The sequence below is a fragment of the Aromatoleum toluvorans genome (assembly GCF_012910905.1).
GTDB lineage: Bacteria > Pseudomonadota > Gammaproteobacteria > Burkholderiales > Rhodocyclaceae > Aromatoleum > Aromatoleum toluvorans.
This window is the reverse complement of sequence record NZ_WTVN01000032.1, coordinates 1-21,916: the sequence shown is the minus strand read 5'-3', so window position 1 is coordinate 21,916 and position 21,916 is coordinate 1. Positions and strand designations below refer to the sequence as shown.

Genomic DNA, 21,916 nt, shown 5'->3' with positions numbered 1-21,916 from the left:
GCGGCGGCGCCGTGAGGCGTCGCCGCGCCTCCCCCAGGACTGTTCCGATGAATTTCATCGTCACGCATGCGCTCACTGCTCCAACTCCGAGCGGCACAGCCGATCGCCAAGCGACGAAAGGAGCCAGGGAGGGCAGGGGGATCGCACGCCTGCTTGATGCAATTGCCGGTCGTATTGCCGGCGCTCGCGGTAGCACGTTCGACCGGAAACGGCCCGGTAATGACGTGGCGACGAACGCACGCGAAGTCGCGCTCGAATCCGCCTTGTGCTCAGCCCTGGAGCGCGAAGAATTCGCCGTTCACTTTCAACCGCAGGCCTGCCTCGACAGCGGTCGGATCGTGGCGGTGGAAGCGCTGCTGCGGTGGAACTCCCCCAAGTTCGGCCGCGTTGCGCCCGACACGTTCATTCCGGTTGCCGAACGCAGCGGGGCCATCGTACGCCTCGGAGAGTGGGTGCTGCGCGAGGCCTGCGCGCAGCACAAACGATGGTGTTCGAAAGGGATCATGCCCCCGCGAGTCGCGGTGAATGTCTCCCCGATACAACTGCGTGCGGCCGACTTCCCGTTCCGGGTCGCAGCCATCCTGCGGGAATCCCGCATGCCCGCCGGATGGCTTGAACTCGAATTGACGGAGAGCCAGCTTTCGCACGACGACCAGCCCGTGCTTCGCGCGCTCGAGACGATCCGCAGCCTGGGCGTTTCGATCGCACTCGACGACTTCGGAACGGGTTTTTCGTCCCTGATGCACCTGACACGGATGAACCTCGATACGCTGAAGATCGCCCGTGATTTCGTGCAGGACCTCGCCGGCAACCCGGCAAACGCGACGATTGTCGCCGGCTTGCTCTCGATCGCGCGCGGACTAGGCCTGAGGGCTGTTGCGGAGGGGGTCGAGCGAGAGAGCGAACTGGCCTTCCTGCGCGAACATGGGTGTCACCATGTTCAGGGGTACCTGACGGGAAAACCCGAACCGGCGGACGAAATCACGCATCTGCTGAAGGCTGGCGGCGCGGTGTGCCGCGGACGCTGGGCGCCGACGTGATCGATCCCGCGGCCGCCAGAACAGCGTCAGTTACGACCATGACTCATGCGTCACGAAGTTGCGAGCCGGCCCATGAAGCGAGTGCCGGCTCCATTACCTGGCTGAAGCGATATCAGGACTTCTCCGCGCGCAACCAGGCGAGCAGATCCTGCGCCTGCTTCTCCGTTCCATAAACCAGGTGGAGCAGGAGCTGCACCGGCTTTGGAATGGTGCGTCCCGACTCATACCTCGACCCGCCCGATTGGGTGACGTGGAGCGGGCTCCAGAATTGCGACTGATTCATCCCCAATTTCGCGCGGTGTGCACGCGCGTCTTCGCCCGTCTTGAAGCGCAGCGCTGGCTGCTTCGTCTTGCGTCGGGGCGTGGGGGACTGGGTCTCTTCTTGGGGCATGGTGATTCCTGTTCTCTATGTTTGGGCTGCGGGTGTAGCCGTCGCGAATTGATGACGTAGCAACCGGACGTGCATATGCACGTATAACGATACACTTTTATTCTAGGCAAGTTCTTGTCACGAAAGGCGGTTTCTAACGCTACGACAAGATCAGCTGACGAAAATTTGCTGGTATCGACATCATCATCGGTACGAGGATCGACGGGTAGCCAGGGTTATTAGTTTACATAATGCCAATCGTTGGACCGCTAGAAGGCGTGCCAGTGTTGGCATTGGTCGGAGCGGGTGTCAGTAGCAAATTGACACCGGCCGTTATCGCAATGATGGCGGCATGACGCGCAAAAGGGAGTAGCACGGCCCGGCGTTCGGGTTTCTTCTCGGTCACGAGTTCCGATGCGGCGATGACGCAGCGCGCGTCTTCGTGGATCAGCTCAGCCAGGACATAGCATGCGGATATGGGGAGGCCGTTCCGGCCGCTTTTCGCGTCGGTGATCTGCTGTGCGTGCACGAGTAGCAGTTTCGCAAGTTCTTTGCGGCCCCCTGCGGCGTTTTCGCCTTGTTCAATCAGTTCGCGTAGTTCCATGACATTACCTCTTGACACGCAAATTTACTTGCGGTTACAGTCGCGTACAGAAATTTGCTTGCACGTGAATTTATGTGCGTAGCGCGAGCATACAGCCCGCAGGCGGGCCGATCAATGGCGCGCGGGTAGGGGGTCGGGTTTCGGGAAGTGAAGCCGGTTCCAAGGGTGTGGCAGCGGTTCGGAAGGGTCGCGGGTTTCGTCCGGGCAGCGGAAGTTCTTCATTGCCTGCTGGATGTTTCGGCGGTGCTCGGGGGTGGAAAAGTGGGGTGCGAGGGGGTTGGTGATATCGATTTCTTGTCGCAGTCGGCGGCAGCGTTCGGTTTCCGCGTTGGCGGTGAGTGGTAGGACGAGGGTGGCGGCAGTCGCCAGCAGTAGGACGTGTTTCATGTGGTGTGGTTAGGACGTAGGAATCTGAACCATGCCATAGAAGCCGGAAGGCTGATACCGGGGAAGGATGGACGGGGTAGGCGATCCATGGCCGGTGGTGACACCGGGCGCGAGGGCAGGGCGGCGAATCCTTGCATCTGGCAATACCGGGAGGAGGAAATGCCTCCCGTTTCTTAAGGGGGAATGACGTGGCGGAACGGGTCGAGCAAGAGCGTCGGGTGGTGACAACGGGTGTGCGCCAGGTGTGCGCATCTGTCACCAGTGCGGATGAAAGTGCGGCGCGTATCCCGGTCGCGGAAGCGGTGGCCGGGGGTGCGTTCTCGCCGTTGTGCTTTGTCTCGGCGGAAGTGGGGCGGTTCGAGCTCACCACGGTGTGTAAGCGGTCGCCGTTCGCGATCTGCGAGAAGTGCAAAAACTGGAACGGTGTGCTGTGAAGTGCAAGGGCACGAATCGCGCGCGGCGTGAAACGGTCATGACGCCTACGCAATTGGAAAACGTGTGTCGGGTTACGCCTGAGGAATACGCCACGTTCGGCGCGGCGCTCCCGGCGTCGGCGCAAGCGCAGCGCGACGGCGCCGGGAGCGCGGGCGCCACAGGCTGCGGATTCCCCCCCCCTACTAAAAGGGGGGGAAAGGTTCCGAAGCGGCGCGATGCTCAGCACCTGAATGAAGTTAAGTTGGTTTTGACCGATAGCGGCGAAACCAAAATGGTGATGGTGCGTAAGCCGATCGATGGGGAATGCGCCTTTATCGACGGGATGCGTTTTACGGTTGGTGTCGAAACGTGGCACCGGGGCGAGAAGGGAACATTGCTCACCGATTCTCAGGTGATGACGGAATGTTCGTTGATGATGGAAAGGGTATTTGGCTTCGGCGTTACAAAATCCTTGGGCCATGGCCGGGATTTTTATACCTCGTGTTTCGTGCTGGGCGAGGACCTTGGATACGTCTGCATGGGGGGTAAATCGCAGCGCGGGACGATGCTGATTGTCTTGCACGGTACTGGGGCGATGGCGGCGCGGGCGGGCTGGGAAGGTCGGCTTTTTCAATTTCTTTCGACGGTGGCGAGTCGTCCGACTATCACGCGGATTGACTTGGCGCATGATGATTATGAGGGGGCGTATTGGACCTGCGATTATGCGGACCGGGCTTTCGATTTGGGCTGGTGGAAGATGGGAGGCCGCATGCCGTCCCATGAATACCGCGGGAACTGGAAACGTCCGGACGGATCGGGCCGAACGTTGTATATCGGCAAGCGCAAAAACGGCAAGTTGTGTCGCACCTATGAAAAGGGCAAACAGCTAGGCGATGAAAGCTCGTTGTGGGTGCGATGTGAAGTCGAAGTGCACAACAATGATCGGGTAATCCCGTTGGATGTGTTGCTGCATCCGTCGGGCTATTTCCTTGGGCAATATGATGCGTTGTGCGTGATTGCTCCGCATATCGAAGGGAAGCGGATTCGCACGGCGCGTGCGGTGGTGCAGATCACGGTTCAAGCGTGTCTGGATAACGTCAAAAAGAGTTACGGTGCGTATATCCGGGTTTTGCGCTTGGCGCTGGGGGATGTGGGGTTGCTCGATGCGATCCAGCGCAATGACGATGTGTATCCGGTGCGGTTGAAAACACCGGATGAAACGATGTACGGGAAGGGGATCCATTTAGCTCCCACGGTATCCGCCGACGTGGAATCGGGCTTATTTGGCGTGTTTGCTTGAGAGGGTAGAACGATGAAATTCAATAATCGCGTGAAAGTCACCGGTATGAAGGCGGTTGATGTGGAGATGGAAGGTCAGCGTTACGACTCCACGAAAGTGTTTCTCGAAATCCCCCTGGATGATTCCAAGGGCACGGCGAAAGGGTTCGCGACAGCGGAATACTCGTTTGGCAAACATGACGAATTCGACAAATATAAGCATTTGCCGTTTCCGTTTGAGGCTGAGGCCGAAATGGAGATGGTGACGTCGGGCAAGGTGTCGAAAGTCGTCCTGCACGCTATCAAGCCGGTCGCGCAGGTGAAGTGATGGATTTCGTTCGCCGTTACATCGTTCAGGATCGGGAGACGGGGCAATTCGTTTGCCCGCGCTTGGGGGATGTCGGCTTGTGTGTGCTGTTTCAGGATGCGGGGCGATTTGAAACGGCGGACGAGGCCCGGGAAGCGGGTGTGTATCTCCTCGATGCGGATGCTCTCGTGATTCCGATATGGGAGCGGGATTTGTTTGGGGAAGCGAAATGATTTGCGTGCAGGTCGATGCAGGCGGGGCGCTCGTGGCGGTCGATCCGCAACCGGCGGAAGTGTCGGCCTGTGCGCTGGTGGTCACGAGTGGGGCGGACGTGCTGAACAGCCCGTTTGCGTTCACTCCTGAACAGGGCTCACAAATCGGGGGCGCGATTCTCGGTGTGTGGGCTCTGGGGTATGTGTTCCGGATACTCGTCCGGGCTCTTTCAATTGGCGATAAACCTGAGGAGGTATAAGCCATGAGTCAAGCAATCAAGCGCGGCCTTGTTGCCGTTGGTGTTCTCTCCGCTTCGGCCTCGTCGTTCGCGGCGGCTCCGGATGTGACGGCGGTGGTTACAGAAATCGGCGGCGCGGCTGCTCCGATTGCGTCGATCGGGGCCGCTGTGCTCCTGATCCTCGTCGGTATCAAGGTGTTCAAGTGGGTGCGCCGCGCGATGTAAGCGGCGTGTCAGCCTGAAAACCGGACAGGGGCTTTGGCCCCTGTTTTTCCATCAGGGGGCAATCATGGGTGTGTGGGTTCTGGTGGCGATCTTGGGGGCGTCATGGTTGATTTTCTCCGCATGATTCGGGCGTGGGGCTGGTTCGGGGTCGGTGTGCTATTGGCGGCGCTGCCGATGCTGGCCTTTGCAGATACGTACAACGCAACGCATCAGTATTACGTGAGCGTAATTCTTTCGCCGTCGCAGGTGTTTTCAACGCCTTCGGCTACCTGTACAGCGGTGAATGCGGCGGATGCGAGGTATGGGCCTGGTGTCGCGGAATCCTATCCGGGGTCGGGGACGTGGCAATGCTGGAACGCGAACTATACCTATCCCTCGGTGCTGGAAAAATGGGTGTGTCCGTATGGTGGCACGTTGTCGAGTCAGGCACCGTGGATTTGCCAGAATGCGCCGTTGTGCCCCGATGGGGAAGCGCGCGATGCATCGGGGCAGTGCGTTTCGATGTGTCCAGCGGGAAAAGTTTGGGATTCGACGGCACAGACCTGTAAGGACCCTTGTTCCCAGTTCGCGGGCAATAGTTATGGTTCGCCGAGTAGCTGGGCAACCCTCGATGTAGCAACGATGGGGGGGACCGGTAATACGACTTTTTGCGATGGGCAGTGTGCGGTGTCGGGGGGGAAGGTCGAGTGTCAATCGGCATCGTCTATCGGGGCCTCGGGCGATACGGTTGCGCTTGGTTATACCTGCGTCGTACAAGGTCCGTTCGTGCATACCGGGAAAAGCTGCGGCGATGCGGGCGCTTCGGCAAAGCTGATTTCCGTTGAGGCTAATCAGAATCCGTGGTGGAAGACCGGGGATGATGCGAAGAAATGCGCGGAATCTGGCGGCTATTGGGGGCAGGTGAATGGGCAGGATGCGTGCGTGCGCTCCACGCCGGGCGATGGCACTACAAAGACCACGAACACGGAAACCGCGCCAAAGACCACGACCACGACGAATCCGGATGGGAGCACGACGACGACGACGGAATCGTCAAAGACCACGTGTAGCGGCGCGATTTGCTCGACGGAAACGACAAAAACGACGGGCGGCACCAATGCCGATGGATCGTCAAAATCGCCGACTACAGAGACGAACAAGCAGGAACAGCCGAAGGGCGATTTCTGCCAGCAGAATCCCACGGTCGCCGGCTGCGAGGGTACGAAAAAGGACGGCACGTTTGGTGGCTCCTGCGCGGGCGGCTTCACGTGCACCGGCGATGCCGTCCAGTGCGCGACCGCTGAAGCCTTGCACAAGCAGGAATGTACGCGGCTCGCCGAGAAGTCGGAACAGGAAGGCGCGGCGCAGTCCTACCTGAATGGTTTTGCCGCGGAGATCCCCCAGGCGAAAGTCGATCAGGCTCTCAACGCGGCCGGGGATTACGACGTCGACGTCTGGCAGCAGTTCCAAGAGGCGCAGCAGACGTACGTCAATTTCACCGCGGAATGCTTGCCGGATTTGTTTTTCGATCTTAAGGGGCAGCGTTATACCTTCGATGTTGGTTGGATCTGCGGTATCGGTGATTTTGTTCGCATGATGATGCACATCATTGCCTATATGGGTGTGCTGTCGATCGTGGGTCGCGGCTTTTCGAAATAAGGGGGATGGGCGATGCAGTTTCTAGCGCCGTTGGTGGCCGGGATCTTCTCCGGTATTTCGTACTTCCTCGCCAGTCGTGGGGCGTGGATTCTCGCGTCCTTAGGGATCGGCTTTGCGACCATGAAGGGCATGCAGACAATTACCGGCTTCATCATCGCCGACATGAACACGGCGATTGGCGCGGTGAATACCGCGTCGGGCGCGGTCGGTGGGCACAACGTCGGCGTCTTCATGGCGAAGTTCGCGGCGTATTGCGGTCTGTTTGATGCGCTGAACATCATGCTTGGCGGCTTCATGGCGCTGTACGGCATGGTCGGCTTGCGCGTCATTATGCGCAAGCTAACGGGTTGATGGTGACAAAGGGAGCGTTCCTGGTGCGCGGTGTTGTCGCCAGACGGCGGGTGATGGCACGGGGTAGGGCGATGCGGCTGCCCGCAGTCCCGGAGCGTAGCGGAGCGGCGAGGAGGAGGCGCAGCGCGCGGCGGCGGGGCGTTGCTGGTCGGGTAGGTAGGACAGTGGGCCACGCTATGCGAGTGGGCTGGCGTGTCTTCGGAGTGCCATCGGGCCGCGCGAAGATGAGCGCGCCCGAAGGGGCGGGCGATACCCCGAAGGGGCAAGGATGCGCAGCGTAGCGGAGCGTCCGCAGTCGAGCCGCGCGCGGCCCGTGGGAAAGCCTAAGGGTTTTTGGTTTTAAGGGGGTCGGGATGGATGAAGTAGAACAGTGTCGGATCGCGATTGATCTGGCACTTGATGCGCAATTCTGGCTTGCGGTGGCACTTGCGTCTGCGACGGGGGTCGGCGGCTGGTTTGCCGGGGGGTATCTGTGATTTACCTCCATACAGGCCTTCCGGGGGCGGGGAAGACAATTCTGACGCTGAAAAGGATCCTTGATCGGGCCAAGGAAGAGAACCGCGCGGTCTATTACCATGGGATCGAGATCCTGAAGCCCGAGATGTTTCCGGGGTGGGTCGAACTGAAGGATCCGACTAAATGGCACGAGCTCCCGGATGGTGCGATTTTCGTGCATGACGAGGCTCAGACGGTTTATCGTCCTCGCGGGACTGGTGCGCAGGTTCCGGAACACGTTGCGAAAATGGAAACGCACCGGCATCAGGGACATGATTTGTACTTCGTCACGCAACATCCGATGTTGGTTGACGCCAACGTTCGGCGGCTCGCGGGGGAACATGTGCATGCGGTGCGCCCGTTCGGAGCAAAGGGCGCTACGCTGCACAAATGGCCGCAGGTCAAGGAACACTGTGACAAGAGTCGGTCGGACTCGATGTCCGAAATTGTTGCCTATCCGGCTGAGCTCTACGGCGCGTACAAGTCTGCGACGATCCATACGCATAAGTTCAAGTTGCCGGGCCGTGTCTGGGTCCTGTTGCTGATTCCGATTCTGCTCTCGGCTTGCGTGTGGGGTTTCGTGAAATGGTTCGCCGGTCGTGATTCAGTGACGGTTGCGCCGGAAAAGCTCACGGCGGGGCAGAACGTTGCCGCGGTCGGTTCGAGCGGGCAGGGCGGTGGCACTGTTAAGACGCGGGCGCAGTGGATGGAAGAGCGGATCCCGCGGGTTCAGGGGCTGGCGCATACAGCGCCGGCCTTTGATAAGGTGACGAGTCCGGACCGTGCCCCCTATCCTGCGGCATGCGTCGCGATGGGTAAGTCATGCCGTTGCTACACGGATCAGGCCACGATCTTGGACACGCCGGACGGCCTATGCCGGCAGATTGTCGATAAAGGCTTTTTCATGGAATGGGACAAAGACCGCGGCCAGCGGGCGCAGCTTGCGCAGCAAGAGGCTAGGCCGGATCGGCGGCGTGCACTCGATGGGGTTGAGGATCAGCGATCTAGGGAAGATGCGGCGCGGTTCGCGTTGATCGGGGATGGTGGCACGTATGCGGGTATGGCTCCGGTCGGGCGGTGATGGTGACGCAGGCGAGCTCCTGGAGTGTTCAGGTTGTCACCATGGTGTGGTGACAAACAGCGAGCTCGAGCGCGTTGAACGTGTCACCAGTTCTGGGCATTGGGCTTAGTGTTCCCATAGGTTATGACTGGTGACGCTGGCGTGCTCCTGGGGCGCGCGGCTTGTCACCAATGGGGCGGCGCGTTTGGTGACGCCGGCGTGCTCCTGGTTAGCTCCGGTTGTCGCCATTAGGCCGTCGAGCGCGGCCTTTGCCCATCCGACGTATTGCCACGCGGTGGCGGTCTTTTCAGTGATTGTGCGCAGTTGCGCGCGCAGGGCATCGGCGGCGTGTTCGCGCGCGATGGCGGCTTGTGCGTTGGCGATCTTCGTCGGATCGGTGCCGATGTACTCGCGCTTGCGGTGTCCGCTGCTGTCGGTGGGGTGGATCAGGTACAGGTATTTGCCTTCGCGCCAATGCGCGGTCGCCCGGGTGGTTCCCAGCGCGATCAGCGCGGCGAGGTCGCGCTCGCGGCGTTCGCGGTATTCGTCCAGTTCGCGCAGTTCGGCGGCGAGTTGGGTACATCCTTGGGCGAGGTCGAAAGGCGTGCTCATTTGGTGGCCTCGGCGAGCATGTTTTCGGCGGTCTGGCTGGCGTCGAGCGCGTCGTCGGTGTGGTAGTCGGCGGCGGTCTGGTGCTCGCCGTTGAGCCAGAGTTCCACGCGGTACTCGTCCCAGTCGTCGTCACGGATGATGTATACGCGGGTTTGGTTGTCCTTCAGGGTTTCGAACACGTATTCATTTTTCATGGTGGCGGGTTCCGTGTATGGACTGGTGGCGTTAGTGGTAGCGGCGGGCGCGTAGGCCGCTGCGGATGTGTGCGAGATAGGGGGCTCCGAAGTAGGGTGTGCATACGTCGGCCAGCATTTTCCCGACTGCGGCGGCGCCGTCGTGGGGGCGGTGGTTGCGCTCGATCAGGCGGATTGCGCGGGCGATCAGGCGGCGCGCTTCGTGCAGCGGGGGTTCCGTCTTGCGCATGAGCGGGCGGACGAATTCGAGCGCGAGCGTCTTCTGCCGTTCCAGAAATTCCGTGCACTTTATGAATGCTTTGCTGATCTTCATCGCTTTTCCCTCCTACCGGGTCCCTAGATTCGGAGCCGATCGTTTCGGCTCCTGCGTTTCGTCATGCTGTGGCGTCTAGTCCTTCCGTTCTCCCTGAGTTCGTCGCCGTAGTGACTTGGCGCGCCTGGGCGACGTGTAGGCAAGGGCACGGCTTCATCGTGTGCACTTCACCCTTGCCGGAGCGGCGAACAGGTGCGACAACAAAACGCAGGCGTCGAAGGCAGGGAGTTAGGAAGGACGGGTCAGCAGGACGGAACGCAGGCTTGCGGACCGCGCATGCGGTTCGCCTGACTGACCGCGTCAGCGGTCGGACCGGGACTGGTCGTGTTGTAGTTCTCGACGGCGTGATCCGTCCTTGACCTAGAATCTGCGGCCCTATGTTTCCGGAATGGTCGGCAACCCTTCGGCATTTGTACTGGCGGCTGCGCGCGGCGCGGTCCAGTTCGCGCCCGAGTCGGCGGACGTGGTACCGGCGTATCCGGAAAGAAAAAGCCCGCCTGAGAGCGGCGGGCGTTGATCCGTTTCACCTGCATGCGGTGTGCAGGTGTCTGGCTAATCCGTTCAGCAGGGTCGCGGAACAGCGCATGCATAAAGCATTGCAGCGGCGCGCTTGAGTCGTCTCCAAGTTGACATAATGCCAATTATGGCGTTTTCGGATACTCGTCCTGCTACTCGTCGACGCCCGACTTGCGACGCGCCCGACCCATACTCGCAATAGCGCGCACACCGGACGCAATTTCAAAACTCACAGCCCCTGCATCCAGCACACGTTTCTATCGCCCGCCATTGGCGCTGCCACGCACGAATACTCGGGCGGCTGCACGGTCGCGCCGCCCGCAGTCGCCAAAATCAGCCGCCGGCGTGTACCCTCGCCGGCCCTTCGGCGCGCTTCCCGTCGTCGACCGCCCCCCAGCCGCCGCCGAGCGCCCGCACCAGCGCAACGGTCGCCTGGTACTGCGCGGCACGCACCTGCAGCGCCTCGCGGCGGTTGCGCAGTTCGCTGCGGCGTGCGTCCAGCAGGTCGAGCTGGCTGACGAGGCCGCTGCGGTAGCGGACGTCGGACAGCACGGTCGCACGGCTCGCGGAGGCGACGGCGCGCGACTGCGCTTCGCTCTGGTCGGCGAGCAGGCGCAATGCCGACAATTGGTCTTCGACGTCCTTGAACGCGACGAGCACCTGTTCGCGGTAGCCCGCGAGCGCGGCATCCAGCTCGGCGCTGGCGTTCCGCACGCCGGCCTCGCGCCGGCCGCCGTCGAAGATCGGCAGCGACAGCAGCGCGCCGATGCCCCAGGAGCGGGCCGACCACTTGAAAAGATCGCCCAGATCGGTCGATGCGTAGCCGCCCGAACCGGTCAGCGCGATATCGGGGAACCATGCGGCCTGGGCGACGCCGACGCGGGCCTGGGCGGCGAGCATCGATTGCCGTGCGGCGTCGATGTCGGGACGGCGCGTGAGCACGGTGCTCGGGACACCGGCCGGAATCACCGGCAGCACGGTGGTCCACTCCCCCGCCTCCAAACCGAAGTTGGAGGCCGGGTCGCCGACCAGCACCGCGAGCGCGTGTTCGACTTCGGCGCGGCGGCGGTCGAGCGCGAGTGCGTCCGACTCCGTCGCGGCGAGCTCGGTGCGTACGCGGGCGACATCGAGTTCGGCGATGTCGCCGGCTTCGAAGCGCCGTTCGGTGAGTGTGAGCGTGTCGCGGTAGGCGCCGACCGTCTCGCGTACCAGTGCGCGTTCGGCATCCAGTGCACGCAAGGCGAGGTAGCTGCGCGCGACGTCGGCCTGCACGAGGAGACGCGTGTTGCGGAGAAGCGCTTCGCGGCTGTCGGCGTCGAGCGCTGCGGCCTGGCTCGCCTGCGAGAGGCGTCCGAAGACGTCGAGCTCCCACGAGAAACTCGCGCCGGCGCGGAACAGGTTGCCGGCACCGCCGCCCGCGGGCGTGATCGCCCCACCCTGCCGTGTCGCGTCCGCGCCGATACCGATCTGCGGCGCGCGCTGGGCGTCGGTTGCCTGCAGCAGCGCGCGAGCCTGTGCGAGCCGGGCGGCGGCGATCTGGATGCTGTTGTTGCGCTCCAGCGCGCGCTCGACGAGCCCGTCGAGGACCGGGTCGGAGAACGTTTTCCACCAGGCGCCGTCAGCCTGCACCGTCGGCGGGACGGCCTGCGTCCAGCGGCCGTCGCCCTCCTTGAAGGCCGCCGGGGCAGTCGGCAACGCGGCCGGATCGATTTGCGGCGCCGTCGCGCAGCCGGCCAGCACGAGGGCGGCGAGGAGCGGTGCGAACGCGGTGCGGAGCGGTTGAGTCAGCGATGTCATGTTCAACTCCTTATTCGTGGTGCGCACGCGGTGCAGCAAGGACGGGGACGATCGCGGCGCCACCCGTGATGGGCGAAGCGGCGAAGGCTTCGAGATGCGGGATCTCGCCGTGCAGCTTCAGCGCCCGGTTGCCCGCGAGGCGGCGCATCAGCACGTAGAACACCGGCGTCAGGAAGAGGCCGAAGGCCGTGACTCCGATCATCCCGGCGAACACCGCCACACCCATCGCGCTGCGCATCTCGGCGCCGGCGCCGGTCGAGAGCACCAGCGGCAGCACACCCATCACGAAGGCCATCGAGGTCATCAGGATCGGGCGCAGACGCAGCCGGCTCGCCTCGATCGCGGCCTGCAGCGGCGTGCGTCCGGCGAACTCCAGCTCGCGGGCGAACTCGACGATCAGGATCGCGTTCTTCGCCGACAGCCCGACCAGCACGATCAGGCCGATCTGCGTGAAGACGTTGTTGTCGCCGCCCGACAGCCACACCCCCGTCATCGCCGCGAGAATCCCCATCGGCACGATCAGGATGATGGCGAGCGGCAGCGTCAGGCTTTCGTACTGCGCGGCGAGCACCAGGAAGACGAGCAGGATCGCGAGCGGGAAGACCCACACCGCCGAGTTGCCGGCGAGGATTTCCTGGTAGGTCAGCTCCGTCCATTCGAAGGAGATGCCTTGCGGCAGCGTCTCCGCCGCGATGCGCTCGATCGCTTCGCGTGCCTGCCCGGACGAGTAGCCCGGAGCCGGTGCACCGCTGATATCGGCCGACAGGAAGCCGTTGTAGCGCATTGCGCGTTCCGGCCCGAAGCTCGACTCGATCTTCATCAGCGAGGACAGCGGCACCATCTCGCCCGTCTGCGAGCGCACCTTCAGCAGGCCGACGTCTTCCGCGTGGGCGCGGAACGGGGCGTCCGCCTGCACGCGCACCGAGTAGGTCCGGCCGAAGCGGTTGAAGTCGTTCACGTACAGGCTGCCGAGGTAGATCTGCATGGTGTCGAACACGTCGGTGACCGGGATGCCGAGCTGGCGCGCACGGGTGCGGTCGATGTCGGCAAAGAGCTGCGGCACGTTCACCTGGTAGCTGGAGAACAGCCCCGCGAGTTCGGGCGCCTTCGACGCCTTCGCGAGGAAGGCCTTGGTCGCGGCGTCGAGCGCCTCGTAGCCGAGCGAGGCGCGGTCTTCGAGCTGCAGCTTGAAGCCGCCGGTCGTCCCGAGGCCCTGCACGGGCGGCGGCGGGAACATCACGATGAAGGCGTCCTCGATGCCGGCGAACTTCTTGTTCAGCTCCATGGCGATCGCGCCGGCGCTGAGTTCTTTGCCCGTGCGCTCGTCGAAGGGCTTCAGCGGCGTGAACACGATCCCGGAGTTCGAGCTGTTCGTAAAACCGTTGATCGACAGGCCGGGGAACGCGACCGCGTGCTCGACGCCCGGCTGCTGCAGCGCGATCTCGCCCATGCGGCGGATCACCTCCTCCGTGCGGTCGAGCGTCGCGCCGTCGGGCAACTGCGCAAAACCGATCAGGTACTGCTTGTCCTGCGCCGGCACGAAGCCGCCGGGCACCGACTTGAAGAGTCCCAAGGTCAGACCGATCAGCGCGAGGTACACCGCCATCATCACCGTCTTGCGCCCGATCGCCCCGCGCACACCACCGCCGTAGGCTTCCGCGCCGCGGCGGAAGGTCCGGTTGAAGGCGCCGAAGAAGCGGCCGAAGACCTTGTCCATGGCGCGCGTCAGCGCGTCCTTCGGGGCGTCGTGACCTTTGAGCAGCAGCGCGGAGAGCGCCGGCGACAGCGTCAGCGAGTTGATCGCCGAGATCACCGTCGACATCGCGATCGTCAGCGCGAACTGCTTGTAGAACTGGCCGGTGAGGCCGGTGATGAAGGCGAGCGGCACGAACACGGCGATCAACACCAGCGCGATCGCGATGATCGGGCCGGAGACTTCCTTCATCGCCCGGTAGGTCGCTTCGCGCGGCGATAGCCCCGCCTCGATGTTGCGCTCGACGTTCTCGACGACGACGATCGCGTCATCGACGACGATGCCGATCGCGAGCACCAGACCGAAGAGCGTCAGCGCGTTGATCGAAAAGCCGAAGAGATGCATCACCGCGAAGGTGCCGACGATCGACACCGGGACCGCGAGCAGCGGAATGATCGACGCGCGCCAGGTCTGCAGGAACAAGATCACGACCAGCACGACCAGCGCGACCGCTTCGAGCAGCGTGTGGATGACCGCCTCGATCGACGCGCGCACGAACTGTGTCGGGTCGTAGACGATCTCGTAATCGACGCCTTCGGGCATGTTCTGTTTGAGCTGCTGCATCGTCTCGCGGACGTGGTCCGAGATCTGGATCGCGTTCGAACCCGGCGCCTGGAAGATGGGGATCGCGACCGCATCCTTGTTGTCGAGCAGCGAACGCAGCGCGTAGTCCGACGCGCCCAGCTCGATGCGGCCGAGGTCGCGCAGGCGCGTGACGGCGCCATCCGCACCGGTGCGCACGATGATGTCGCCGAACTCCTCCTCGCTCTGCAGGCGGCCGCGGGCGTTCACCGGCAGCTGCAGGTCGATGCCCTGCAAGCCCGGCGAGGCACCGATGACGCCGGCTGCGGCCTGGACGTTCTGCTCGCGGATCGCACGCACCACGTCGCCCGCGGAGAGGCCGCGCGCGGCGACCTTCTGCGGATCGAGCCAGATGCGCATCGAGTAGTCGCCGGAGCCGAAGAGCTGCACCTGGCCGACGCCTTCGATGCGCGCGAGGCGGTCCTTGACGTTGAGCAGCGCGTAGTTGCGCAGGTAGGTCATGTCGTAGCGGCCATTGGGCGACAGCAGGTGCACGACCATCGTCAGGTCGGGCGAGCTCTTGACCGTCGTCACGCCGAGCCGGCGCACCTCCTCGGGCAGGCGCGCCTCGGCCTGCGACACGCGGTTCTGCACGAGCTGCTGCGCCTTGTCGGCATCGGTGCCGAGCTTGAAGGTGACGGTCAGCGTCAGCAGGCCGTCGGTCGTCGCCTGGCTGCCCATGTAGAGCATGCCTTCGACGCCGTTGATGGATTCCTCGAGCGGTGTGGCAACCGTTTCGGCGATCACCTTCGGGTTCGCGCCGGGATACTGCGCGCGCACGACGACCGAGGGCGGCACGACTTCGGGGTATTCCGACACCGGCAGCACGCGCACGGCGATCAAGCCGCCGATGAACATCAGCAGCGACAGCACCCCTGCGAAGATCGGGCGGTCGATGAAGAAGCGGGATAGATTCATGACGAAACCTCGGGAATCAGGATTGCGGCGCGGCGGTCGTCGCAGTGGCGTCCTTGCCTGCTTTGCGTCCGTCCATCGCGACTGCCTGCGGTGCGACCAGCGAACCGGGGCGCACGCGCTGCAGGCCGTTGACGACGATGCGCTCGCCCGGCTGGAGGCCGTTTGTGACGATGCGCAGGCCGTCGGACGTGCCGCCGAGGCTCACCTCGCGGTACTCGGTCTTGTTTTCGGCGTCGATGACCAGCACGAAGCGACGGCTCTGGTCGGTGCCGACCGCGCGCTCGTCGATCAGCACGGCCGCCGCGGCCTTCGGGCGGCCCATGCGGAGCTTCGCGAACTGGCCGGGCATCAGGCTGCCGTCCGGGTTGTCGAAGACGGCCCGCACGCGCACGGTGCCGCTGCGCGCATCGACCTGATTGTCGACGAGCTGCAGATGGCCGCCGAAAGGCAGTTCGGTCGTCGTCGCGGTGCCCATCTGCACCGGGATGCTTTCGAGCCGCGCCGCCTTGCCGTGCGCTTCGCGCAGATCCTGCAGCGCACGGGCGACGACCTGCTCGTCGGCGTCGAAACTCGCGTAGATCGGGCTCACGGAGACCAAGGTCGTGAGCACCGGTGCGCCGGGGCCGGCCGCGACCAGGTTGCCGACGGTCACGTCGAGCCGCCCTACCCGGCCTGACACCGGTGCGCGCACCTGCGTGTAACCGAGGTTGAGCTTCGCCGACTGCAGCGCCGCCTGCGCGGCACGCAGCTCGGCGTCGGCGGCGCGGTGGGCGTTGGCGCGCTCCTCCAGTTCGCGCTCGGCGATCGCACGCTGCTCCCACAGACGCTGTGCGCGCTCGTGCTCGCTTGTCGTGAAGGCGACGCGCGCCTGGGCGGCGGCAACCTGTGCCGTGGCGCGATCGGCTTCGGCGGCATAGGGCGCGGGATCGATCGTGATCAGCAGGTCGCCTGCCTTCACGAGTCCGCCCTCGCGGAAATGCACCGCCTGGACGGTGCCGGCGACGCGCGAGCGGATGTCCACGCGTTCGACCGCTTCGAGGCGGCCGGAGAATTCGTCCCAGGTCGAGATGTCGCGGACCTCCACGGTTGCGACCGACACCGGCGTCGCGACGGGGGCAGCTGCGGGCGCGTTCGCTGCGACCGGCGCCGGGCGCAGGCCGAGCACGGCCGCGGAAACGGCGGTGAGCGCGGTGACGGCAAGGCCGGCGGTCCACAGCCGGCGGTGCCTGGATTGGCTTTGGGGGGACATGGCAAACTCCTTCGTTGAATTGTTATGAACGGCGGTCGCGGGGGCGGGACCTGGGGCGCCCTAAAGTCCGTAGCTAAGTACGGAGTCAACAGCCCTTTCGAAGCGGAAAATCGTTCGGCTCTGGGTCGGTCGCTTCCCGATGGCACGCCTGAGCGAGGAAGGCCGCCAGGCGAGTGCCGGCTTCCTCGATCCACGGCCCCTCCGCGCCCGCCACCGCTTGCAGGGCAGCGGGCCAGCCGGTGGGCCCCGGAAGCACGGACGCGGATACCGGCACGTTCGCCTCATTCAGCCGACCTGCGTAGGCGAGCGCCTCGTCGCGCAGCGGATCGTCATCGGCGGTGAGCAGCAGCGTCGGCGGCAGTCCCGCGAGGCGCATCGAGCGGCCGGGAATTGCGTACGGGTGTTCCGCGGCAGCCGGTTCGCGTAGGTACTGGCACCAGCCGGCGGCCAGAGGGCAATCGGCCGGGCCCTGGTTGCTCCGGCGCAGCGAGGCGGTGCCGAGGCAAGGGTCGAGCATCGGCGAGATCAGGATCTGTCCCGCCAGCGGCGGCAGGTGGCGATCGCGCGCCATCAGCGCAGCGGCAGCGGTCAGATTTGCGCCCGCCTCCTCGCCCGCGACGAAGACTCGAGCGCCCTGCCCTGCGAGCTTTGCGCGTTTGCGATACGCCCACTGCAAGGCGGCGTACGCCGCATCGACCGCCGCGGGAAACGGATTGGCCGGTGCCAGCGGGTAATCGACCGACACCACGACCGCGCCCGCATCGGCCAGCAGCCGGGCGACGGTCGCGCCGCTGTCGAGCGAACCGGACACGAAGGCGCCACCGTGGAGATGGACGATCAAGGGGACGACGAGCCCGTTCCCGGCGCGCCGCTGCCCGTAGATCCGCACGCCCAGCGGCGCGGGAAGGCCCACGTCGATGCGGCTGTCCGTCGCGTGCGGCAGCAGCGTCGGGGTGGCGGAGCGGGATTGCGGGGAGCGGGGCATCGTCGTCGCGGCGTTTTGCCGAGGGTTGTGTTGACGCCCTGAAAGATAGATGCGCGCAGAAATTGAATAAATACGAAACCAGTGGCTTCTTTATTTCCGTCGGTGAATAATCGCAGTGCAGCAATCGTCGCTGTCGGACCGAGGGAGAAGCAGATGGACCAATTCCTGGCACTGCGCGTGTTTGCGCGCGTCGTCGAAGCAGGCACCTTCACGAAGGCGGCCGACTCGCTCGGGATGCCCAAGCCGACCGTCACCAAGCTGATCCAGAGCCTCGAATCGCACCTGCGCGTGAAGCTCCTCAACCGCACGACGCGGCGCGTCACGGTCACCGCAGACGGCGCCGCCTACTACGAGCGCACCGCGCGGCTGCTCACCGAGCTGGAGGAAATCGACGCCAGCCTGTCGAACTCCCAGGCCTCGCCCAAGGGGCGGATCCGCGTCGACGTTGCCGCCGTGGTCGCCAGCCGGATCATCCTTCCCGCGCTGCACAGCTTCCATGCACGGTATCCCGACATCCAGGTCGACCTGGGCGTCGGGGATCGGCTGGTGAACCTGATTGCCGATAACGTCGACTGTGTCGTCCGCGGCGGCAAGCTCATCGATGAATCACTGGTCGCGCGGCGCATCGGCCAGGTCGAATTCATGACCTGCGCGACACCGGCGTACCTGGCGACTTACGGCATGCCGACGCATCCCTCCGAGCTCGACGGGCCGCATCGCGTCGTCGGCTATTTTTCCGCCGGCACGGGACGCATCTCCCCGTACGAATTCGAGCGCGACGGGGAGCGCATCGAACTCGTCGGCAATTACGCCGTTGCCGTGAACGACAGCAACGCCTACATGGCCGCCGGCCTGGCGGGGCTCGGCATCATCCAGAGCGGCGTCGCGGTACTCGAGGAGCATGTGAAGCGCGGTGAGCTGGTTCCGGTGCTCGAAGACTGGACGACGCCGGGCATTCCGATCTACGTCGTCTATCCGCCGAACCGCCACCTCAGCGCGAAAGTCCGCGTCTTCGTCGAATGGATTGCAGAACTCTTCGCCTCCGCCTGAAGCGCCTCCGCCTGCGCCCACCCCACCAATTCGATATCAGTTGCGAGCGGGATCCTCGAGCGCGTCCAGGGCCAGGGCAACCTCCGATGGCGCATCGAGGAACAGGACGCTACACAGCTTCTTCGCACCGCACATCACGGCTTCCGCCAGTTCGCGCACAAAGCCACGGTCGCCCGACTCGGTAAAGAGCGGAATCGCGATGGTCCGCCCGGCAAGCTTTTCCGGCTCCGTCAGAATGGTGCGCACGATTTCCGGCAAGGGACGACGGCCGCTCGGGACGGCACCAGGCTCGACGGCGGAGGAAGGCGACGCGGCGCCGGCCGGGCTCATTGCGATGTCGCTCCCGAGGCGGCAGTGCATTTGCGTGCCCCGGATGTACCAACAGATCCACGTAGGCTCTTCCGGAGATGCCGTTTGCGCAGTCGCACCGGTCGTCGCGAATGCCAATAGCAAGCTGCAGATCAGCCGTATCGCCGACCAGGAATGAATTTTCGGGGATTGCGGCGGGAATTTTGTTTTCATGAGGGCACCGTGAGCGATGCCCGGAGTCTATTCGGAATGCGTATCAGCGAAAATTCGCAATTCAGCCGTTGGCTCTTGGTAGAACTACGTAGACGCTCTGCGAGCTTGCGCCCGTTGGACGAATCGCCCCGCTCCCTGTCTTCTCCCGTGACCGGTCCGCGAAGAGGAGCCCCGCGTGAAATTTCGCACGAGCCCTTGCATGTCTACGCAGATCTACGTAGAACAAACAGGGAAGAGCCAGTAGAGTGACCGCTTTTTTTCATCTCGGGGCGGACGCCGTCACCGCCGGCACCCCGACCCGGGATGGATGCAAGGAAGCCTTGATGAGTGGCGAGCAGTCGGTGGCGATCGTGGATGACGACGATTTCTTTCGGAAAGCCCTTGAACGGGTGTTCCGCTCTGCCGGCTTTCGCGTGGAAAGTTTCGCCAGCCCGGAGACCTTCCTGGCCAGCTACATCCCCAAGGAAGAAGCCTGCCTCATCCTCGACCTGCGCATGCCGCGGATCGGCGGCCTCGAACTCCTGGATCGGCTGAAGGATCGCGGCATCGATGTGCCCGTGATCATCTATTCGGGGAACGCCGACGTCCCCGTCGCCGTACAGGCCATGCAGGCGGGGGCCTTTGCGGTGATACAGAAACCCCTGAGCAGCGAACTCCTCATTTCACAGGTGCGCATGGCGATCGCGGAGACGAGGCCGCGCCGTGCCCGTCGCCTTCAGGTTGCAGCGGCCCGCGCAAAACTCGGATTGCTGACCGAGCGCGAACTCGAAGTAGCCCGCTATCTCGCCGAAGGCCTTTCCTCTCCCGAGATGGCCGATGTCCTGAGCATCAGCCCGCGTACGGTCGACGCCCATCGCACGAATCTCTTCCGCAAACTCGAGATCAAGTCGATTGCCGCCCTGGCGCGTCTTTTCGTGCTCGACGAACTCGGTGACTCATAGCTCACGGCCGCCCGGCTGATCGGACACCGGTCATCGCAGCAGCAACTACCCGCATGACCCCGTAAGCACAAGCCTCCTGGCCTCGTCCGGCGTGGCGGGCGCGCCCGGCTGCAACGGAAACCTGCAAGGAACCGCGGGCGCCCAGGGTCGCCCCCGCCTTCATCCCCACCACCTGCCCCATGGCGCGCATGCCCGCCAGGGCGGGCCCTTTGACATCCGTCAACATCTGCTCGCATATAGTTGCACACAGCAACTACTAAGTTTATTTTTGCAACTGTTGAAGTTTGCAACTTCTGCTTCGACGCCAGAGCACCGACTGCACCTCCGCGTTACGCGTTACGCGTCACACGCATCGGCAGCGAATCGAGTCAGCAAAAACTATAGGTGAGCAACATGTCCAATGCACTAGCCACAACCCAGGCATCGGTAGATGGCCTGGCATCCGGTTACCGCGGTACCAATCGCCTGATCCTGAGCATGTGTCTCGGCGTATCGACGTACTGGCTCTTCGCTCTCGCCATGACGGCCCTGGTGCCGACCATCAGCGCCGCCTTCGGCATCACCGCCGACGAGTTGGGCCTGCCGATCAGCATCACCGCCCTGATGTCCGGCGTCTTCATCGTCCCGGCAGGTAGCATCGCCGACAAGATCGGACGCGTTAAGGTCGCCCGCGCCGGCCTGGTGGTGGCAATGATCGGCGCCGTGGTGTGCGGCCTGGCCGAAAACACCACGATCCTGACCGTCGGCCGCGCCCTGCAGGGCATCGCCGCGGCGATGATCATGCCCTCCACGCTCGCGCTGGTGAATGCCTATTACACCGGCCCGGAGCGCCTGCGCGCGCTGAGCTTCTGGTCGATCTCGTCGTGGGGCGGCGGCGGCCTGTGCAACCTCTTCGGCGGCGCGGTGGCCTCCTACCTCGGCTGGCGCTGGGCCTTCTGGCTCGTGATCCCGGTCGCACTGATCGCGCTGTACGGCATGGCTGAAACGCCGGAAAGCCGCAACGAACACGGACCGCGCGACCAGCGCTTCGACTTCATCGGCCTCGTCCTGCTGGTCGTGGGCCTCCTGACGCTCAACCTGAGCATCACCAAGGGCCGTTCGCTCGGCTGGACCGACATCCTGATCGTCAGCGGCTTCGTCATCGCCTTCGCGCTGCTGCTCGTCTTCACCCTGTACGAGAAGCGCCGCAAGTCGCCGCTGGTCGACCTCTCGATGCTCAAGCGCCGCTCCTACAACGGCGCCGTGATCTCCAACTTCATGCTGAACTCGACGCTCGGCAGCCTGATGATTCTGATGACCTATCTGCAACAGGGTCGCGGGCTCACCCCCTTCGACGCCGGCATGCTCACGCTCGGCTACACCGCCGCAACGCTCGTGATGATCCGCGTCGGCGAGAAGATCGGCCGCAAGTTCGGCGCACGCAGCCCGATGCTCGTCGGCTGCACGCTCGCCGCAGTCGGCATCGCGATGCAGGCCCTGACCTTCATCGACGGCACCCTGTACCTCGTGCTGGTGGCGGTCGGCCTCGCGCTGATGGGCCTCGGCTTCGGCATCTCGGCCACCCCTTCGACCAACATCGCGGTCGGCGAAGCGCCCCCGGAAAAGGCCGGTTCGGCTTCGGGCATCTACAAGATGGCGAGCTCGCTCGGCGGCAGCTTCGGCCTGGCGATCGCGACGGTGGTGTACGGCACGATGATCTCGGCCAACCCCGCCGGACTCGCAAGCGCCGCCTTCGGCGGAATCATGACCGGCGTCGTCGCCTGCGTGATCGCGCTCCTCGCCGTGCTGGTCTGCGTCCCGACCGCAAAGAAGAACTGAGTTCGGCACCGGCTTCGTGCGGGCGGGGACACCCCTTCCCCAACCC

Annotated in this window: 24 protein-coding genes; 14 read left to right on the top strand and 10 right to left on the bottom strand. The window is 64.1% G+C overall.

Annotated elements, in window-relative coordinates; genetic code table 11:
* Positions 1 to 47 precede the first annotated feature (47 nt).
* Positions 48 to 1,040, top strand: coding sequence for a putative bifunctional diguanylate cyclase/phosphodiesterase (locus GPA22_RS17755; RefSeq protein ID WP_169257393.1), 993 nt, complete (start codon positions 48 to 50; stop codon positions 1,038 to 1,040).
* Between the two features lie 112 nt (positions 1,041 to 1,152).
* Here the strand turns inward: GPA22_RS17755 and GPA22_RS23035 are convergent, their stop codons facing one another.
* Together GPA22_RS23035 and GPA22_RS17745 are read right to left on the bottom strand one after the other, a co-directional pair.
* Positions 1,153 to 1,431 (bottom strand): helix-turn-helix domain-containing protein, encoded by a 279-nt coding sequence (locus GPA22_RS23035; RefSeq protein WP_211169204.1) that lies wholly within the window; start codon positions 1,429 to 1,431, stop codon positions 1,153 to 1,155.
* Positions 1,432 to 1,654: 223 nt separating this feature from the next.
* Positions 1,655 to 2,014 carry a hypothetical protein gene (locus GPA22_RS17745; protein WP_169257392.1) on the bottom strand — a complete coding sequence of 120 codons (360 nt, stop codon included), beginning with the start codon at positions 2,012 to 2,014 and terminating at the stop codon, positions 1,655 to 1,657.
* Between the two features lie 575 nt (positions 2,015 to 2,589).
* On the opposite strand from GPA22_RS17745, the gene GPA22_RS17740 reads away from it, so the two are divergent.
* The 10 genes from GPA22_RS17740 (at position 2,590) to GPA22_RS17700 (ending at position 8,641) form a co-directional block, all read left to right on the top strand.
* On the top strand, positions 2,590 to 2,835 hold the full coding sequence (locus GPA22_RS17740) for a hypothetical protein (protein ID WP_169257391.1): 246 nt from the start codon (positions 2,590 to 2,592) through the stop codon (positions 2,833 to 2,835).
* A gap of 38 nt (positions 2,836 to 2,873) precedes the next feature.
* Positions 2,874 to 4,115 carry a replication initiation factor domain-containing protein gene (locus GPA22_RS17735; RefSeq protein ID WP_169257390.1) on the top strand — a complete coding sequence of 414 codons (1,242 nt, stop codon included), beginning with the start codon at positions 2,874 to 2,876 and terminating at the stop codon, positions 4,113 to 4,115.
* Positions 4,116 to 4,127: 12 nt separating this feature from the next.
* The gene (locus GPA22_RS17730; RefSeq protein ID WP_169257389.1) at positions 4,128 to 4,421 is read left to right on the top strand and encodes a hypothetical protein; all 294 of its coding nucleotides are present in this window, start codon (positions 4,128 to 4,130) and stop codon (positions 4,419 to 4,421) included.
* Positions 4,421 to 4,633, top strand: a complete 213-nt coding sequence (locus tag GPA22_RS17725; protein ID WP_169257388.1) for a hypothetical protein — start codon at positions 4,421 to 4,423, stop codon at positions 4,631 to 4,633. The genes GPA22_RS17730 and GPA22_RS17725 overlap by 1 nt, the downstream gene beginning before the upstream one ends.
* Complete coding sequence (locus tag GPA22_RS17720) at positions 4,630 to 4,872, top strand: hypothetical protein (RefSeq protein ID WP_169257387.1); 243 nt, start codon at positions 4,630 to 4,632, stop codon at positions 4,870 to 4,872. The genes GPA22_RS17725 and GPA22_RS17720 overlap by 4 nt, the downstream gene beginning before the upstream one ends.
* A 3-nt stretch (positions 4,873 to 4,875) precedes the next feature.
* A complete protein-coding gene (locus tag GPA22_RS17715) occupies positions 4,876 to 5,076 on the top strand; it encodes a major capsid protein (RefSeq protein ID WP_169257386.1) in 201 nt (66 codons plus the stop codon).
* A 102-nt stretch (positions 5,077 to 5,178) separates the two neighbouring features.
* Positions 5,179 to 6,714 (top strand): hypothetical protein, encoded by a 1,536-nt coding sequence (locus tag GPA22_RS17710; protein ID WP_169257385.1) that lies wholly within the window; start codon positions 5,179 to 5,181, stop codon positions 6,712 to 6,714.
* A gap of 12 nt (positions 6,715 to 6,726) precedes the next feature.
* Entirely contained in the window at positions 6,727 to 7,065 is a 339-nt protein-coding gene (locus GPA22_RS17705; RefSeq protein ID WP_169257384.1) for a DUF2523 family protein, read from the top strand.
* A gap of 353 nt (positions 7,066 to 7,418) precedes the next feature.
* The gene (locus GPA22_RS22970) at positions 7,419 to 7,541 is read left to right on the top strand and encodes a hypothetical protein (RefSeq protein ID WP_281374151.1); all 123 of its coding nucleotides are present in this window, start codon (positions 7,419 to 7,421) and stop codon (positions 7,539 to 7,541) included.
* Positions 7,538 to 8,641 (top strand): zonular occludens toxin domain-containing protein, encoded by a 1,104-nt coding sequence (locus tag GPA22_RS17700; protein WP_169257383.1) that lies wholly within the window; start codon positions 7,538 to 7,540, stop codon positions 8,639 to 8,641. The genes GPA22_RS22970 and GPA22_RS17700 overlap by 4 nt, the downstream gene beginning before the upstream one ends.
* 105 nt (positions 8,642 to 8,746) lie before the next feature.
* On the opposite strand, the gene GPA22_RS17695 is transcribed toward GPA22_RS17700, so the two are convergent.
* The 7 genes from GPA22_RS17695 to GPA22_RS17665 form a co-directional block, all read right to left on the bottom strand.
* Positions 8,747 to 9,232: a hypothetical protein gene (locus GPA22_RS17695; RefSeq protein WP_169257382.1), complete on the bottom strand. Its 486-nt coding sequence runs from the start codon at positions 9,230 to 9,232 to the stop codon at positions 8,747 to 8,749.
* On the bottom strand, positions 9,229 to 9,426 hold the full coding sequence (locus GPA22_RS17690) for a hypothetical protein (protein ID WP_169257381.1): 198 nt from the start codon (positions 9,424 to 9,426) through the stop codon (positions 9,229 to 9,231). The genes GPA22_RS17695 and GPA22_RS17690 overlap by 4 nt, the downstream gene beginning before the upstream one ends.
* 31 nt (positions 9,427 to 9,457) lie before the next feature.
* Complete coding sequence (locus GPA22_RS17685) at positions 9,458 to 9,739, bottom strand: hypothetical protein (RefSeq protein ID WP_169257380.1); 282 nt, start codon at positions 9,737 to 9,739, stop codon at positions 9,458 to 9,460.
* A gap of 849 nt (positions 9,740 to 10,588) precedes the next feature.
* Entirely contained in the window at positions 10,589 to 12,052 is a 1,464-nt protein-coding gene (locus tag GPA22_RS17680; RefSeq protein WP_169257379.1) for an efflux transporter outer membrane subunit, read from the bottom strand.
* Positions 12,053 to 12,062: 10 nt separating this feature from the next.
* Positions 12,063 to 15,305 (bottom strand): efflux RND transporter permease subunit, encoded by a 3,243-nt coding sequence (locus GPA22_RS17675; protein ID WP_169257378.1) that lies wholly within the window; start codon positions 15,303 to 15,305, stop codon positions 12,063 to 12,065.
* Positions 15,306 to 15,321: 16 nt separating this feature from the next.
* On the bottom strand, positions 15,322 to 16,554 hold the full coding sequence (locus tag GPA22_RS17670; RefSeq protein WP_169257377.1) for an efflux RND transporter periplasmic adaptor subunit: 1,233 nt from the start codon (positions 16,552 to 16,554) through the stop codon (positions 15,322 to 15,324).
* A gap of 85 nt (positions 16,555 to 16,639) precedes the next feature.
* Positions 16,640 to 17,539 carry an alpha/beta hydrolase gene (locus GPA22_RS17665; protein WP_169257376.1) on the bottom strand — a complete coding sequence of 300 codons (900 nt, stop codon included), beginning with the start codon at positions 17,537 to 17,539 and terminating at the stop codon, positions 16,640 to 16,642.
* Between the two features lie 153 nt (positions 17,540 to 17,692).
* Between GPA22_RS17665 and GPA22_RS17660 the strand changes: the two genes are divergently transcribed.
* Entirely contained in the window at positions 17,693 to 18,589 is an 897-nt protein-coding gene (locus tag GPA22_RS17660) for a LysR family transcriptional regulator (RefSeq protein ID WP_169257375.1), read from the top strand.
* 36 nt (positions 18,590 to 18,625) lie between these two features.
* On the opposite strand, the gene GPA22_RS17655 is transcribed toward GPA22_RS17660, so the two are convergent.
* Positions 18,626 to 19,111: a hypothetical protein gene (locus tag GPA22_RS17655; protein ID WP_169257374.1), complete on the bottom strand. Its 486-nt coding sequence runs from the start codon at positions 19,109 to 19,111 to the stop codon at positions 18,626 to 18,628.
* 323 nt (positions 19,112 to 19,434) lie between these two features.
* Between GPA22_RS17655 and GPA22_RS17650 the strand changes: the two genes are divergently transcribed.
* Complete coding sequence (locus GPA22_RS17650; protein WP_169257373.1) at positions 19,435 to 20,052, top strand: response regulator transcription factor; 618 nt, start codon at positions 19,435 to 19,437, stop codon at positions 20,050 to 20,052.
* Between the two features lie 393 nt (positions 20,053 to 20,445).
* The gene (locus GPA22_RS17645; RefSeq protein ID WP_169257372.1) at positions 20,446 to 21,870 is read left to right on the top strand and encodes an MFS transporter; all 1,425 of its coding nucleotides are present in this window, start codon (positions 20,446 to 20,448) and stop codon (positions 21,868 to 21,870) included.
* Positions 21,871 to 21,916: the final 46 nt, after the last annotated feature.